5 protein-coding genes are annotated in these 16910 nt (G+C 65.0%); all 5 read left to right on the top strand.

What is annotated here, in order from left to right:
* The first annotated feature begins 28 nt into the window (after positions 1-28).
* Positions 29-811 (top strand): response regulator transcription factor, encoded by a 783-nt coding sequence (locus ACZZZU_RS06770; protein WP_463383369.1) that lies wholly within the window; start codon positions 29-31, stop codon positions 809-811.
* A complete protein-coding gene (locus ACZZZU_RS06765) occupies positions 808-3174 on the top strand; it encodes a hybrid sensor histidine kinase/response regulator (RefSeq protein ID WP_463550162.1) in 2367 nt (788 codons plus the stop codon). Before ACZZZU_RS06770 ends, ACZZZU_RS06765 begins: the two co-directional genes overlap by 4 nt.
* Entirely contained in the window at positions 3174-5534 is a 2361-nt protein-coding gene (locus ACZZZU_RS06760) for a TonB-dependent receptor (protein ID WP_463550161.1), read from the top strand. The genes ACZZZU_RS06765 and ACZZZU_RS06760 overlap by 1 nt, the downstream gene beginning before the upstream one ends.
* Before the next feature lie 366 nt (positions 5535-5900).
* A complete protein-coding gene (locus tag ACZZZU_RS06755; protein WP_463550160.1) occupies positions 5901-12359 on the top strand; it encodes an SdrD B-like domain-containing protein in 6459 nt (2152 codons plus the stop codon).
* Positions 12356-16567 carry an OmpA family protein gene (locus ACZZZU_RS06750; protein ID WP_463550159.1) on the top strand — a complete coding sequence of 1404 codons (4212 nt, stop codon included), beginning with the start codon at positions 12356-12358 and terminating at the stop codon, positions 16565-16567. The genes ACZZZU_RS06755 and ACZZZU_RS06750 overlap by 4 nt, the downstream gene beginning before the upstream one ends.
* Positions 16568-16910 lie beyond the last annotated feature (343 nt).

Genomic DNA, 16910 nt, shown 5'->3' with positions numbered 1-16910 from the left:
GCGAAGTGCGCAGCAGGGGGAAGGGAACATGAGCATGCCGGCCAGTTATGTGCCGCAGATTTTGGTGATCGATGATGTGCCGGAAGACATCCGCTCGATCCTGACCCTGCTGCGCGCGCAACCTTGGCGCCTGTCTCTGGCCACCGACGCCCGCCAGGGCTACCAGCGCGCCCTGGCGCTGCGCCCCGACCTAATTCTGCTGGATGTGCGCATGCCGCAAATGGACGGCTTCACCCTTGGCCGTTTGCTGCGTGAAGCGCCGGCCACCCAGCGCGTACCGATCATTTATCTGACCTCCGCCGGTTCGCTTGAAGAGCGGCTGGAAGGCTTGTCGCTGGGCGGTGTGGATTACGTGCTCAAGTCATGCGAGCCGCAGGAAGTGCTGGCGCGTATGCGCATTCACTTGCAGCTCGCCTGGCGCGAAACGGCGGTTATGCCCAATCATTCACCGGCTGAATCCGCCTCGCCCGACGAACTGATTCTGCGCGCCGCCATGCGCCTGATTGGTCAAAGCCTGGACGAGTTGCCGTCGCTGGCCGACCTAGCGCGCAAGGTCGGCACCCATGACAAACGCCTGTCGACGATTTTCCGTGAGCACCTGGGCACCACCGTGTTCGCCTATGTGCGCGACGCGCGTATCCGCCGTGCGCAAGAGCTGCTGGCCGACAGCGCCATGAGCATGCAAGACATCGCCGAGTTGGTGGGTTTTCGCAGCGCCTGCAATTTCACCACTGCATTTCGTGAACGCCAGGGCATCACGCCCAGCCAATTCCGCCAGCAAATGCAGGATGCGGTGCCGGCTGCACAATGATCCGCTTGGCTCTTCTGCTCATCACGTTGTGCTGGTCGTCGCTGACGCTGGCCATGCCGCTGTGTGGCAGCGGCAAAACTGACCTGAGCGGTCATGTGCAACTGCTTGAAGACCCCAGCGCCGCCCTGACGCTGGAGCAGGTGCAAGCCAGCGACGCGTTTGTCACCCAGCAACGCTTGCCCGTGGTGCGCGAGTACGGCCGCACCGCGTATTGGCTGCGCCTGGCAATCCGCAACGACGGTGCAGAGGCTTGCCAGCGCTGGCTCACGGTCGGCAACCCGCGCTTGCATGATGTTCAGGTGTTCGTGCAGCGCGGCGCACAGGTGGCGGCCATGCGTGCTGGCAGCGCGTATCCGCTGGAGCAATGGCCGGTGGCGGATCGTCAGCCGCGTTTTCCCGTGGCGTTGGCAGCCGGCGAGCAGGGCACGGTGCTGGTTCGGGTGGCCGGCCCGTCGCTGTTTATTCTGGCGCCCACGCTATGGACCGACGACGCACTGCTTGAGCAGCGCCAGTCGGTGTACCTGGCCGACGGCGTGACCCTGGGCATCGTGCTGCTGATTGTGCCGTTCAGCCTGATCGTCGGCTGGATTCTCGGCTCGCGGCTGCTGCAAGCCCATGCCGGCGTGGTGTGTTTTTATCTGCTGCTCACCGCCGTTATCAACGGCTATCTGGTGACCTGGCCGAGCCTGCTGCGCTGGTCGCTGGAGATCACCACGCTCATCAGCATTCTCTCGTTTATCTGCTTGCTCGGTTACGCGCGGTTATTGCTGGAGGTGCGCCGGCTGCCGGCGGTGTGGCGCCACCTGTTCAACCTGCTGCTGCTGGCCTACCTCGCCGGTTACGCCTGGGACTGGTTTGTGGCGCGGCCGGACGGGCGAGTCTTCGTTGAGTGGGTGGTGCGCGTGGGCATCTATGCGCTGCTGCCGGCCACGCTGTTCGCCGCCTGGCGCCAGGGCGTGCGGTTGCGCTGGATGGCCTACGCGGTGCCGGCGTTGTACACCGTGCAGTTTGTGGTGCGCTATGTGCTTTCGCTCAACGACGTGCTGCCCGGCCAATCGCGCGATGCGTTTCTCAGCCTGTCGTCCACGTTGCCCGGCGTGGTGCTGCTGGTGTGCACGCTGATCACCGAAGTGATCCTCAGCCGCCGCCGGGAAAACCGCGCGCTCACCGATCTCAACGTCCAGCGTCAGGCCGAGCACGAGCGCCTGGAAAGCACGGTGGAGCGCCGTACCCGCCAGCTGCGCGAATCGTTGCAAGCGCGCAGCTCGCTGATGGCGCGCATCAGCCATGACTTGCGCTCGCCCTTGGTGGGCATCATTGATTACGCGCGGCTGCTGCAGGGCGGCGAGTCGCGGGACTACCCACGCAAAATCGAGCGCCACGCCCGCCAGCAACTGGAAATGATCGATGAGCTGCTGGAGTTCTCCCGCAGCGAGTTGCAGCAGATGGAACTGACCCTCGCCCCCGGTTACCTGTACGGCTTTCTGCGCGAGATCGAAGAGGAAGCGGCGTTTCTCGCCCAGCGCCAAGGCAACTGCTTCGCCTGCCACCTCGGCGACGACCTGCCGCCGCTGGTGCGTGCCGATTTCCAGCGCTTGCGTCAGGTGCTGATCAACTTGCTGAGCAATGCCGCCAAATTCACCCACGACGGCGATATTCGCTTCGAGGTCGAGTGCCTGCGCACGGAAGCCGGCAGCGCGGTGGTGCGCTTTGCCGTCACCGATACCGGCATCGGCATTCATCCCGACGAGCGCGAGCACTTGCTGCTGCCGTTCCGCCGTGGTCGCAATGCCGCGCAGTTCCAGGGCACCGGCCTCGGTCTTTCGATCGTCAGCCAACTGCTGCTGCACATGGGCGCGGAACTCAAGCTTGATGCGCCCGATGGCGTGGGCAGCCGTTTCACCTTTGACCTCAGCCTGGAGCTGGCCGCCGAAGATGAACTGGAAAGCGGCTTGCTCGACAGCCACGGCGGCAGCGTCGAGGGCGGCGAGCGGCGCATTCTTGTGGTTGATGACGTAGCGCATAACCGCGAAGCGCTGTTCGATTTGCTCGCCGGCTACAACTTCGATGTAGACGTGGCCGCCGATGGCCCCAGCGCCTTGGACTACCTTGCAAAAGCGCCGTACTGCCTGTTGATCAGCGACCAAAACATGCCCGGCATGGACGGTTGGGCGTTGCTCGACGAGGTGCGTCAGCGCTACCCGCACCTGCCGGCGTTGCTGTATTCCGCGTCTCCGGCCAGGCCACCGGCTGGCATGACCGAGCGTTTCGACGCGGTGCTGCTCAAGCCCGTGGGCAGTGGCGAGTTGCTGGCCTGCATCGAACGCTGGAGCTGCACCAAACACGAGGCACTGACGGGTTGATGCGCCGCTCCACACTCAGCCTGAAAACCTCTGCTGCGCTCTTGGCCTTGCTGCTGCCAGGCGGCTTGCCCGTTGCCGAGGAAAAGCCTCAAACGGTTGCCGTGAGCGAGCCGCTGCAACTGGAAGAGGTGCGGGTCAGCGCCCGCCACCGTGACGAACGCGCCGGCGATGTGCCGGTGGCCATGAACGTGCTCGACGGCGAGCGCCTCGACGCTCAAGCGCTGCACGACATGGAAGCCATTCAACAGGCGGTGCCGGCCTTGCTCGTTTCCGTGCCCAATCAGCGCTACGCCAGCTACGGCATTCGCGGCCTGGGCTCCAGCGCTTATAACGACGGCCTGGAAGGCAGCGTCGGGGTGTTTCTTGATGGCGTGTACCTGGGCCGTGCCGGGATGTCGGTTTCCGAGCTGACCGACATTGAGCGCATCGAAGTGCTGCGCGGCCCGCAGGGCACGCTGTATGGCAAAAACACCACGGCCGGCGCGGTCAACGTGTTCAGCCGAGCGCCCACTTTCACGCCAGAAGGCAGCGCCGAAATCACCGTTGGCGAGCACGGCACCGAGCAGTATCGCGGCACGTTTTCCGGGCCGCTGGTGGACGGCGTGCTGGCCGGGCGCCTGACTGCGTTTGACGTCAGCCGCGACGGCCTGATCGACAACCGCTACGACGGCCATGACCTCGCCAACCAAAACCGCCAAGGCGTTCGCGGCCAGTTGCTGTTTACGCCAACCGACGCATTCAGCGCGCGGTTGATCGGCGAATACGGTTGGCAAGACGAGCACAGCAACGTGTTCCTGCCCAGCCACTACAGCCAGCAAACCTTGCAGCGCGCGGCGTATGTCGGCTATCGCCCGCTGAAGGTCGACCCGTACAAACGCGAGGTGCAGCAAGACCAACGCAACAGCACGCAAACCCTGCAAAACGCCGTGACGCTGCAGCTTGACCAGCAGCTTGGAAACGGCGCCACGCTCACCAGCATCAGCGGCTACCGCGACTGGCGTTACAGCACTGATCTGGACGGCGACGGCGGCGGCCTCGACGTTGCCAAGGTCGGCGCTGAGCTCGACCACCACCAGTTCAGTCAGGAATTGCGCCTGAGCGATTCGCTCGGCGACACGCTGGAGTACGTGGTAGGCGCGTATTACCTGAAGCAACATTTCAACCGGCAGGTCGATGTTGGCTTCGGTGACGATGCCGCCGCGTTTTTTCTCGGGGATCGGCCGGAAGTGAAGCTGCTCGGCATTCGCCCCTCGATGATTCCCAAATCGTTGCTGGCGGGTTCGCGGCAGGCATTCGACGGTGAGCAAACCAGCGTCAGCCAGGCCGTGTTCGGCCAGTTCACCTGGCACGCCACCGAGCGCTTGGATATCACCCCGGGCTTGCGTTACAGCCACGAGAAAAAGCAGGGCTGGTTGTCGCGCTCGGTGTCCGGCCTGGCGCCGTTGGGCAATGATCTGGTCTCGCGCATCGGCGGGCAGCTGTTGCGCGACACCACGTTGGGCAAGCCGTATGGCTATTACCGCGACGATGACATTGACGAGCACAACGTCTCCGGCCAACTGGCCCTCAGCTACCGCTTTACCGATGAGCTGCTGGGTTACGCCAGCGCCTCGCGCGGTTACAAAGCCGGTGGCATCAATCTGGAAGTGATTCAACCGGGCGCCCAGCCGACCTTTGATTCCGAGCGCGCCACGGCTTATGAAGTGGGCCTTAAACGCAGCTTCTGGAACGAGCGCGCGTCGCTGGACCTGGCGCTGTATCAGACCGATGTCGATGACTACCAGGCGCTGTCGAACTCGGCGCCGGTGGACCAATTCTCGCCGCCCATTCGCAACAACCTGATCAACGTCGGCCAGGTGCGCCTTCGCGGTGTGGAGCTGGACGGCGCCCTGCGTGCCACCGAGCGTCTGGACCTGCGCCTGGGCGTGGCACTCAGCGACGCGCGCTACACCGACTTTGCCAACGCACCGTGCAGCCCCGGCTCGCCGCAGCTGGTGTGTGATCGCAGCGGCGAACGGCTGTTCAACGCGCCGCGCTGGAGCGCCAGCGCTGGCCTTGACTATCACCGGCCATGGTTGCCCGGTTGGCAACAGTACGTTGGCCTGGACTACAGCTTTCGCAGCAGCTACCAAGGCACGCTCGAAGGCGGGCCGGGCAGTGAAATGCCCTCGCGCGCCATCACCAACCTGCGGCTGGGCGTGCGCGAAAACGACGCCAGCTGGAGCGCCGAATTCTGGGTGCGCAACCTGTTCGATGAGCGTTACCTGACGGCGGTGTACGCTCAGTTAGGTGCCGGTGATTACGGCGTGCTGGTGGGCGACCCGCGCACCGCCGGCGTGACGCTGCGGACCCGCTACTGAAAAAATGGTTCATGCCGCCGGTCGCCGCTGTGTTTGCCCGCGTGGGTTTTGCCGTCCGCGCTGGCAAAGGTCGGCGCCTGCCACGCGATGCCGAGGGCGCCCATACGTGCCGGCGCTTTGCCGTGTTTCAACCCTGACTCCCTTCCCTTAACGACCTTTGCCGGCCCGGACGCCCGTGCGTTTTTGCGCACCGTTCAGTTGCCGGTTCGCGGCTTGTTCGCGGGTCTGCGTTCGCCGATCTTCGCCGCACTTTTTTGACGCCACCGTAATGACCTTCAGGGCTGCGGCATCTGCCGCCCGGCTCTAGGAGCGTTTTGCTTTGCAAAGCGCAGAAGGCCCGTTTGGCACCATAGGGAGAGTCGCGTTGTGTCGGGTTTGATTCGCAGGAAGCGCTTATACGGCGCCGTGTTGGCAACCGTTTGGGCTATGACCGGGGCGGCGCAGGCGGCCACCACCGATTTGAGCCTGACGCAATGTTTGACCAGCCCCAACCCCGGCATTCGCGGTGGCGTGGTCACCGTCGACCTGAACTATGAGAACGGCTCGTCGGCGGCTGCCAGCGGCGCGTCCATTCGTATTCCGTTGCCGGCCACCGCCAGCTATGTGCCGGGTTCGGCCTCGGCTGGCTGTACCCATGACGGCGCCACGCCTGGCGAAGTGACGTGCGCATTTCCAACGCTTGCCGGGGCGTCCAGCGGCACCGTGCGCCTGCAACTGCGCACCTCGGCGCCCACGGGCCCGAGCATCAGCAGCAACGCCGTGTTCACCGCAGGCTCCGGCGACACCGACCCGAACCCGGCCAACAACCAGCAAACCTGCAGCGCCACCATCAACAATGGCGCCGACTTGTCGGCCGTGGTCACCGGCCCGGCAAGCGCTCCTGGCGGCAGCGACATCACCTGGACCGTCAACGGCGGCAACGCCGGCCCCGACGCCGCCACTAACCAGACCTTCACCACCACCTTGCCGGCCACGCTGACTTACCAGTCCGCGTCGGGCAGCGGCTGGGGCTGCGCCATCAACGGCCAAGTGGTGAGTTGCTTGCGGCCGCTGAGTCTGGCGTCGGGCGGCAACTACCCGCCGCTGTCGATTGTCACGCGGCTGTCCAACTCGGTCACCAGCGGCAACGTGTCGGTAAGCGGCACCATTAGCTCCGCCACCGCCGACCCGAACGGCAACAACAACAGCAGCAGCGCCAGCGTCAGCGTCAGCCCCGGCGCCGATCTGCAAATCACCCAGGCCGTGCCGTCGCCGTCTCCCGTTGAACCGGGCGAAACCGTGACCTACGTGCTCACCGCCGTGAACGCCGGCCCGAGCCCGGCCACCGATGGCCTTAACGTCACCTTCCAGCTGCCGGCCGGTTTCACCCCCGGTACCGCCACGCCAAGCGGGGCAGGGTGGGGCGCCTGCACCTGGAGCGGCCAACTGCTGACCTGCCCGTTCTCCGGCAGCTACGCCAGCGGGCGCAGCAACACCATTACCGTAACGGCCACTGCGCCGAACGACGCCACGCCGACGTCTTACAGCGGCCCGAACGACAACCGCGCGGTGATCACCGGCGGCGCGGCCGGCCCGGTTGATCCGCTGCCGAGCAACAACACGGCCACCCGTCCGCTGCTGGTCAGCCCCGACAACGCTGTGGACTTGGCCTTCACCAAAACCAAAGCCCCGAACCCGGTAGCCATCGGCACCAACATGACCAGCACCTTGCGCGTGACCAACGTGCAGGGTCCGTACGCCGCGCAAACCGGCACCGTAACGCTGACCGACGTGCTCAACGACAACCAGGAAACCTTCGTCAGCGCCAGCGGCCCCTGGAATTGCACCGCGCAACCGGGCGTGCCGAGCGCGGGCCGTACCTCGGTGGCCTGTACCAACACCGCGCCGATTCCTGTGCGCAACGCCGACAACAACCCACTGGTGATCATCACCCGCGCCGAACAGGCCGGCGTGCTGAGCAACTCCGCCACCATCGCCCATCCCGGCCAATGGAACAGCATCGGCGTGATTTCCGCGTCGGTCACCGCCACGGCGGCCACTGCATCGGTGGACCTGGCCATCGCCAAGTCGGTAACCACGCCGTCCAACACCACCACGGCGCCGGGCAACCGCGTCACCTTGCTCAACACCGAAAACGCACTGACCTACAGCTTGGTGGTGCGCAACCTGGGCGACAGCAACAGCAACCCCATCGACGCCGTTGACCTGCAAGTGCGCGACCAACTGCCGGCCTACCGCACCGGCACGGTGGTGGGCACCGTCACTTCAGTGGTCAGCAACACCAACGGTTCGACCGCCACCTTTGCCTGCGCCGTAAACGGCAGCGGCCTGGTCAGCTGTGACCAGAACGGCGGCGTGCTGAAAACCGGCGACACCGTTACCGTCAGCATCCCCATGGCTCGCGCCCTTAACGACGGTGACTTCACCAACCAGGCCTCGGTGTATTCCACCAGCCAGGGCGACCCGAATCGCGGCAACAACGTGGCCTCGGTGGATGTGCGCATTCAGCCGATTGCCGACCTGAACATGGTGTCCAAAGTGGTAACGCCCACCACGCTGGAAGCGGGCACCAACGCTACCTACACCCTGACCTTCCGCAACGTCGGCCCAAGCACCGCGCAGAACGTGGTGGTCAAAGATGACTTCCTGATTGGCAACGGCGCGCCGGGCTTCACCTTTATTTCTGCCAGCGCCACAGGCGGCGGCACCTGTTCCGGCCTGACTGCCAACACCTCGTACAGCAACGCCGGCACGCAAACGCTTACGTGCAGCAACTTCACCTTGCCAGCGGGCGAGCAACGCACCATCAGCGTGGTGGTTCGCCCCAACTGGCAAAGCGGTTCGCAAGGCAGCGCGACGCTGACCAACCAGGCGCGCGTATACAGCACCACCACCGCTGAAGACCTGACCGGCGTAACCGGCGACATCGGCACCGACGCCTCGGTCACCCGTGGCACACAAGGCAACTTCGCCAGCGCCAGCCTGACCGTCAGCAACGCCGCGCTTAACGTGTTGATCGTCACCAACGACAACGCGCCAGCCGGCCCCGACCCGCTGGGTTTTGATCCCACCAGCGGCGGCAACAACGCCAACAACGACATCGACTACCTGGCGCGCATCACCAACCAGGGCCCGTCGCTGGCCACCGGTTTGCGCTTCAGCTACGCCATGACGCCACCGGCCGGCAAAACCATGCGCTTCAACGGCATCGCCACGGCAGCGGGAGGCGCCGACCTGGGCATTTGTGACCAAGTGGGCAGCAGCGTCACCGGCCCGGCGACGATGACCGTGAACTGCGTATTCACCGGCAGCGATGCGCAACTGGCCACCGGCGCCAGCATTTCGCGCTACCTGACCTTCCGCGCCCTGACCATTCCGGACACCAGCGGCTACACCGTCAGCACCCGCGCCGAAGTGTTCACCAACGAAAACGACACCAACCCGGCCGACGACGCCGACACCGAAACCACCACCATCCGCGTGCGTTCCGACATCGCCATCAGCGTGCCGAACCAAGGCCCGGTGGAGGTGCGCGAGCCGTTCAACTGGCGCTTCGAAGTGGACAACAACGGGCCGGGCACCTCCGGGCAAACCGACCTCAGCAGCACGCTGCCGTCCGAGATGGAATACATCAGCGGCTCGCCGGTGACTTGGACCAACACCGTCGATAACACCAGCGGCACCTGCACCGTCACCGGCCAGGCCTTGGCGTGTGATTTCGGCACCGTGACAGCGGGCGCCAAACCCATCGTCACCGCGCCCGTTCGCTTTATCAGCTACCCCACCGGCGGCACCGCGCAAACCTGCGCCACCGCCACCACCGACCAGATCGACCCGGTGTCGGGCAACAACGTCAGCGCCTGCGGCACTGTGCGGGTGATCAAATCCAGCATCGCCGGCACGGTGTTTGTCGACGGCAACAACGACGGCGCGTTTGGCGCGGGCGAAAACCCGATTCCCAACGCCGCCGTGCGCCTGACCGGTAACGACGCCTACGGCAACGCCGTCGACGTGACCGTGCAAACCATCGCCAACGGCAGCTTCATTTTCGACAACCTCAACTCGGCGGACGCCGCTGGTTACACCGTCACCGAAGTGCTGCCCACCGGCTACTTCGATGGTCGTGACACCGTTGGCACCGCCGGCGGCACCCATGTGCAAACCGGCAGCACCGACGAAGTGCGCGCCGTTGCCCTGGGCCGCGAAGAAGCCGCCACTGGTTACCTGTTCGGCGAGTTGGTCAGCGCCAGCCTGGCCGGCCGCGTGTGCGTAGACGCTAACGACAACGGCATTTGCGAAGCGGGCGAGAAGGGCATTCAAGGCGTGAGCATCAGCCTGTCTGGCAACACCCTGAACGGCGTAGACGTGTGCACCGTGCAAACCACCTGCACCGTACAAACCGATGCTACCGGCGCGTACCTGTTCACCCTGCCGGCCAGCGATGCCAGCGGTTACACCCTGACCCAGCAAGCCAACAACAGCGCGCCGCTGAACGCCTTTGCCGACGGCCGCGAACACGCCGGCAGCCTGGGCGGCACCGCGACCAACAACCCCGGCGGCAGCGACCGCATCAGCGCCATTGTGGTGGCGCCCGATGAAGACGGCACCGCCTATGACTTCGCCGAAACCGGCTTCAGCCTGTCGGGCCTGGTGTACCTGGACAACAACGACAACGGCAGCCGCGAACCGGACGAGCAGGGCATTCCCGGCGTGACCGTCACCCTCAGCGGCACCACCGCAGACGGCACCGCCATTTGCGGCACCTTGTTGCCCCTGAGCGCCTGCACCACCGTGACGGCGGCCGATGGCACCTATCACTTCGACGGGTTGCCCAACGGCACCTACCGCGTCAACGAAACCCAACCTGCGGCCTATCAGGATGGTCGCGACACCGCCGGCAGCGGCGGTGGTGCACCTGGCGGCGTCGGCAGCGATGCCATCAGCGCCGTGCAAATCAACGGCGCCGATGTGGTCGGCTACCTGTTCGGCGAGCGCGACGGCGCAGCCACCAGTGCCAGCGTGTCGGGCAAGGTGTGGTTTGAATCGGTCAGCCGCGACGAGCAACAAAACGCCAACGAGCGAGGCCTGGAAGGCTGGCTGGTGGAGGCGCGCAACGCGGGCGGTCAGGTGCTCGCCACCGCGACCACGGCCAACGATGGTTCCTACCAACTGACCTTGTTGCCGGGCGCCTACAGCCTGTCGTTCTTCCACCCCGTGAGCCGCGCGCCGTATGGCACGCCGGTGGCGCAAGACCCGAACGGCGCGGTAAACGGCACGGTGAACCCGGCCAACCGCACCATCGATATCGTGGTGACGGGCGGCGCGCAAATCGTTGAACAGAACCTGCCGGTCGATCCGTCCGGCGTGGTCTACGACGCCGTGACCCGCGAACCGGTTGGCGGCGCCGTGGTGCGCATCATCGGCCCGAGCGGCTTCAACCCGGCCGTGCATCTGGTGGGCGGCAACGCCAGCGCCGTGCAGAGCACCGGCAGCGATGGCTTCTACCAGTTCTTCCTGACCCCGGCCGCACCGGCCGGTAACTACCAACTGGAAGTAACGCCACCGGCCGGCTACCTGCAACAGCCGTCGGCATTGATTCCACGCTGCCAGGCCACGCTGGTCGCCACCAACAACGGCGCGCCGACGCTGGTACAAAACGGCGCCACGGCCCCCGGCCCCGGCATTCCTGCCCATAACCCGGACGCCTGCCCGGCCTCGGCCGCCGGCCTGCCGGTTGGCAGCGGCACCACCCAGTACTACCTGGCCTTCCGCTTGAGCGGCAGTTCCGATGACGTGATCAACAACCACATTCCGCTCGACCCGATTCTGGGTGGCGCGATTGTGATGACCAAGAACACGCCAAAAGTGAACGTCAGCCGTGGCGAGCTGGTGCCCTATGTGCTGACCGCGCGTAACACGCTGTCCAGCGCGCTGGCCAATATCGCCATCGAAGACCAGATTCCGCCGGGCTTCAAATACATCAAAAACTCCGCACAAGTGGACGGCGTTCCGACTGAACCAGAAGTGGAAGGGCGACGCCTGCGCTGGCCGGCGCGCACCCTCAACGGCGGCCAGGTGGTCAGCATCAAGGTGCTGCTGGTGGTCGGTTCGGGCGTGGGCTTCAACGAATACGTGAACCAGACGTGGGCGCTGAACCTGTCGGCCAACGCGCGGGTATCCAACGTCGCCACCGCCAGCGTGCGCGTGGTGGCCGACCCGACGTTCGACTGCTCCGACCTGATCGGCAAAGTGTTCGACGACAAAAACCGCAACGGCTACCAGGACGAAGGCGAGCCCGGCATTCCTGGCGTGCGCCTGGCCACCCCGAAAGGCTGGCTGATTACCACCGATGAATTCGGCCGTTACCACATCGCCTGCGCCGACGTGCCGAGCGAAATGCGTGGCAGCAACTTCATTCTGAAAGTGGACGAACGCACCCTGCCAACCGGCTACCGCATCACCACCGAAAACCCGCGCGTCGTGCGCATGACTCAAGGCCGTCTGGTGAAAGCCAACTTCGGCGCCAGCGTGCACCGCGTGGTGCGTCTGGACCTCAACAGCGAGGCCTTCGACGCCAGCAACAAACTGACCGCGCAGTACCTGGCGCGGCTCGATGAAGTACTGCCATTGCTGTACGCACAGCCCTCGATTCTGCGAATCGCCTACCGCATGCCGGTAGACGGTGAAGTGAGCGATGCCCGTGCCCGTGTCGACTATGTGAAGGACTGGATCAAAGCCCATTGGGAGCCCCACGACTGCTGCTACGACCTGCAACTGGAGGAAGAAATCGTACCGGCGACTGATAGCGTGGAGGTGATCCGATGAGCATGCGTAAATTGTGGGTATGCGGCATCGCCGCCTTGACCCTGAACCCCTTGGCGCTGGCCGTGGCCGAGCAAGTGGATGGCAAACAATGTGCCCTGAACAAAGGCTGCGGCCTGCATGGGCCACGCGGGGCGATGGAAGATGAATCGCTGGTGCAAAGCCGGCCGTTCACGCCGGGTGGTTTGCCGGCACTGCCGGCCAACGCCGAGCGCGAATTGCCGCGCGAGAAACTGATTCTCTGGCAACTCGACGGTGCCCTGGGCGACCGCGATCAGATCGTCAACATCAGCGACGAAACCGTTAGCGCGGTGGTGCTGCGTGAAGGCTTGCCCGTAGTGCGTTTCGCCTCGGGCCGTTCGGCCGTGCCGGAGCGTGACAGCGACGCCCTGCAAAAACACCTCGACCATTTGGTTGGCAAACGCAACCTGCGCGTGCGCCTGGTCGGCCACACCGACCCGCAGCACCTGTCGCAACGTAGCCAGGCCATCTATCAGGACAACCAGGGCCTTGGCCTGCAGCGCGCCCGTGAAGTGGCCGAGGTATTCCGCGAGCGCCTGAAGCTCAAACCCGAACAGATTCAGCTCGACAGCCGCGGCGCCACTCAGCCGCTGATTACCGGCGACAGCCCGCAAGCCTGGACCTTGAACCGCCGTGTGGAAGTGGAAATCTGGTACGACGAAGCGCTCGTTAGCACGCCAGCCAAACCGCAAGCCTGCGCGCCGGGCAGCGTGGCACCGGCCGCGATGACGCCGTTTAGCATCAGCGTCGACGGCCAGCCGCAAGACGGCACCCAGCCCGGCAGCGCCGACACGCAGCGCTGCGTCGACGTGGCCCTGGCGCAAGACCTGCTGCAAGTGCGCTTCGACAACCTGTCGGCCAAGCCACGCCTGAACGTGGTGTCTGGCGCACGGGTGGCACGTATTGGCGAGCCGATGACCTTCAGCGGCTACAGCAACTACCTGCACTGGATCAAACGTGCCGAGGTGCGCATTCTCGGCAAGCGTCGCCTGTTCGACGAGGCGCAACTGCTTGAGACCGTGGCTCTGGACCCGGAACTGAACGGCACCTGGACGCCGCCCGAAGGCGCACCGGAACACGTTTACTACGAACTGCGCGTGTACGACGAAGCCGGTCGTTTCGACGAAACCAGCACGCAATTGTTGGCCGTGAGCCGTGGCGAGTTGCCCAAGGAAAAACCCGAAGACGTGGCCGCCGACCTGTTGGCCGGCTACGGCGGCAACCGTTTGCAGCGCCACAACATTCCAGTGGCCGGCGGCACCGTTACGCTCAACGGCAAGCAGGTAAAAGACGGCCAGCACGTGTTCGTCATGGGCCGTCCGGTGCCGGTCGACAGCAACGGTACCTTTGCCAGCGCCCAGATCATTCCGCGCGGTTTGCACACCGTGGAAGTAGCCGTGCTCGATGACCAGGGCAAAGGCCGCATCTACCGCCGCGACCTGCGCCTGCCGCAAGACGACTGGTTCACGGTGGCCATCGCCGACTTCACCGTCGGCCAGCAAGACACCAGCGGCCCGGCCCGAGTAGTCACTCAGGAAGACCGCTACTACGACGACAAGCTCTACGCCGACGGCCGCCTGGCGTTCTACACCAAAGGCAAGGTGGACGATAAATACACCGTGACCGGCAGCGTCGACACCGGCGAAGCGCCCGCCGACAGCCTGTTCAGCAACTTCAACGACAAAGACCCGCGCGAATTCCTGCGCCGCATGACCTCCGACTCGGACAAAGGCTGGGCCACCTTCGGCGACGACTCGACGCTGGTCGAAGACGCGCCGACCCGTGGCAAGTTCTACGTCAAGGTGGAGGACGAGAAGTCCCATGCCATGTGGGGTAACTTCCGCGAGCAGATTCGCGACACCGAACTGACCCAGATCGACCGCAGCCTCTACGGTGCGCAGGTGCGCTACCGCGACGACGCCTTCACCGCTTTTGGCGAACGCCGCGCGCAGATCGAAGGCTTCGCCGCCGAACCCGGCACCGCCTCGGCCCGTGAAGACTTCCGTGGCACCGGTGGCTCGTTGTACTACCTCCGTCACCAAGACCTCACCGAAGGCAGCGAGCGTGTACGCATCGAAGTACGCGACAAAGACTCCGGGCTGGTGCTGCATAGCCAGGACCTTTCCGCCGGCATCGACTATGACGTGAACGCGCTGCAAGGCCGGGTCATCCTCACCCAGCCGCTGTCGGCCACCGCCGATGGCAGCACGCTGATTCGCTCCGGCGGCAGCCTGTCCGGCAACCCGGTGTTCCTGGTGGTCGGCTACGAATACTCGCCGGGCCTGGAACAGCTCGACGACCTCGCCTACGGTGGTCGCGCCGCCTACTGGGTGAACGACAACGTGCGCGTCGGCGTAACCGGCAGCATGCAAGAACAGACCGGCCGCGAAGACCAGACCCTTGGCGGCGGCGACCTGTTGCTGCGCCACAGCGAAGGCACCTGGCTGAAACTGGAATCGGCACAAAGCGAAGGCGACAGCCTCGACCAGCGCTTCTCCTACGACGGCGGTTTCGGCTTTGGTCAGCAAGTGGCCGGTACCGACTCCCGCGCTCGCGCCAACCGCGTGGAAACCGCGTTCGACCTCAAAGACGTGGTCGACGACGCCGAAGGGCGCGGCACCTTCTACTTCGAAAACCGCGACGCCGGCTTCTCGGCACCGGGGCGTTTGTCCGAACTGGCCACCGATCAGGTGGGCGGCAGCTACACCGCGCCGCTGAACGAAAAAACCGAGGTGACGGTAAAAGCCGACGAAACCGAAGAAGACGGCGGCCGCTCACGCCGCGCCGCCGAAGCGCAACTGGCCTACGACCTGAGCGACGCCTGGCGTCTGTCGGGCGGCATGCGCAATGACCGGCAAACCTACGGCGGCGCCTACCGCAACCTGTACACCGGCACCTACGCCGGTTACGACAACGGCAGCTACGACGAAGGCGAGCGCAACGACGCGCTGTTCCAGGCCCTGTACCACGCCCAGGAAGACTGGTCGGTGTACGGCTTTGGCCAAGGCACGCTGACCCGCGACGGCACCCGTCAAGCCAACAACCGCCTCGGCGTGGGCGGCGACTATCGCCTGAACGAACGCACGTCGCTGAACGGCGAATTGTCTGGCGGCAACCTGGGCCTGGGTGCCAAAGCGGGCGTGGGCTACGACGCCTCGGACCGCACCAACGTCTACCTCAACTACCAGCTCGACAGCGACCGCAGCGACGACGGTTTCGCCAGCCGCAGCGGCCTGGACAGCAGCGGCCGCACCGGCCAGTTCGTCTCCGGCGCCCGTTCGCGCTGGACCGACACCACCAGCGTGTACGCCGAACAGCGCGTGCAACACGGCGACCAGGCCGGCGTGATTCAAGGCTACGGCCTGGACTTCGCCCCGGACGACCACTGGAGCTACGGCGTAACCACCGAATTCGGCACCTTCAACGAAGAGACCGACTACGCCCTGAAACGCCGCGCCATTGGCGGCAAGGTCGGCTACAGCAACGGCGACTTGCGCTACGCCAGCCGCCTGGAATACCGCGAAGACAGCAGCGACGTGCAAGACCTCAGCGTGTGGCTGATGCGCAACAACATCAGCTACAAGGTCAACCCGGACTGGCGCTTTATCGGCAAGTTGGACTTCTCCGTCGGCAACTCCGACCGTGGCGACTACTTCAACGGCGACTTCGTCGAAGCGTCCCTGGGCTACGCGTACCGCCCGGTGTTTAACGACAAGCTCAACCTGCTGACCAAATACACCTACCTGGCCGACCTGCCGCCGCCCGACCAAGTGTCGACCGCCACCGGCACGTCCGTGGACTACGCCCAGCGCAGCCACGTATTCGCCATCGACGGCATCTACGACCTGACCGAACGCTGGAGCGTGGGCGGCAAATACGCCTACCGCCTGAGCGAACTGCGCATGAGCCGCGACACGTCTGCCGACTGGTTCGACAGCCGCGGGCAATTGGTCGCCGCGCGGGTGGACTGGCACGTCGTGAAAAAATGGGACCTGATGGCCGAAGTCCGCCGCCGCGACGAATTCGCCGCCGAAGACAGCCGCACCGGCATGCTGGTGGGCGTTTATCGCCACTTCGGCAACCACTTCAAAGCCGGCGTGGGCTACAACTTCAGCGACTTCAGCGATGACCTGACCGACTTGTCCTATCGCAGCCAGGGCTGGTTCTTTAACGCGGTGGGGAAATATTGAGAACGGAGCGAAGCTGGAACGCGGTGGCCGACCGATCCCCTCGCCCGCAAGCGGGAGAGGGTGCCCGAAGGGCGGGAGAGGGGCACTTGGGCGGCAACCGCAAAACCCTCACCCCTGGCCCCTCTCGCACCTAGGGGGCGGGGGGAGCGAAGCCGAGCGCCTCATCCTCATCGTCCCCAAAGCATCGCGGCTAAAGCCGCTCCTACAGTTGATGGTGTAGGAGCGGCTTCAGCCGCGATCCCTGCACACCACGATCCCACGCCCGCCTAAAGAAGAACGGCCTTTAACAGCGAACAAACCCCAGCTTTTTTCCGCCCCGTCACACGGCACCTCCGGCCCCGCC

The sequence above is a fragment of the Pseudomonas sp. AC136 genome, assembly GCF_979258585.1.
Note: the sequence above shows the minus strand (reverse complement) of the source record. Positions and strands in the feature narration are given on the sequence as shown.

Coding starts and splice junctions, on each gene's coding strand:
- ACZZZU_RS06760 (WP_463550161.1), top strand. CDS start 3,174: ATGCGCCGCTCCACACTCAGCCTGAAAACCTCTGCTGCGCTCTTGGCC.
- ACZZZU_RS06770 (WP_463383369.1), top strand. CDS start 29: ATGAGCATGCCGGCCAGTTATGTGCCGCAGATTTTGGTGATCGATGAT.
- ACZZZU_RS06750 (WP_463550159.1), top strand. CDS start 12,356: ATGAGCATGCGTAAATTGTGGGTATGCGGCATCGCCGCCTTGACCCTG.
- ACZZZU_RS06765 (WP_463550162.1), top strand. CDS start 808: ATGATCCGCTTGGCTCTTCTGCTCATCACGTTGTGCTGGTCGTCGCTG.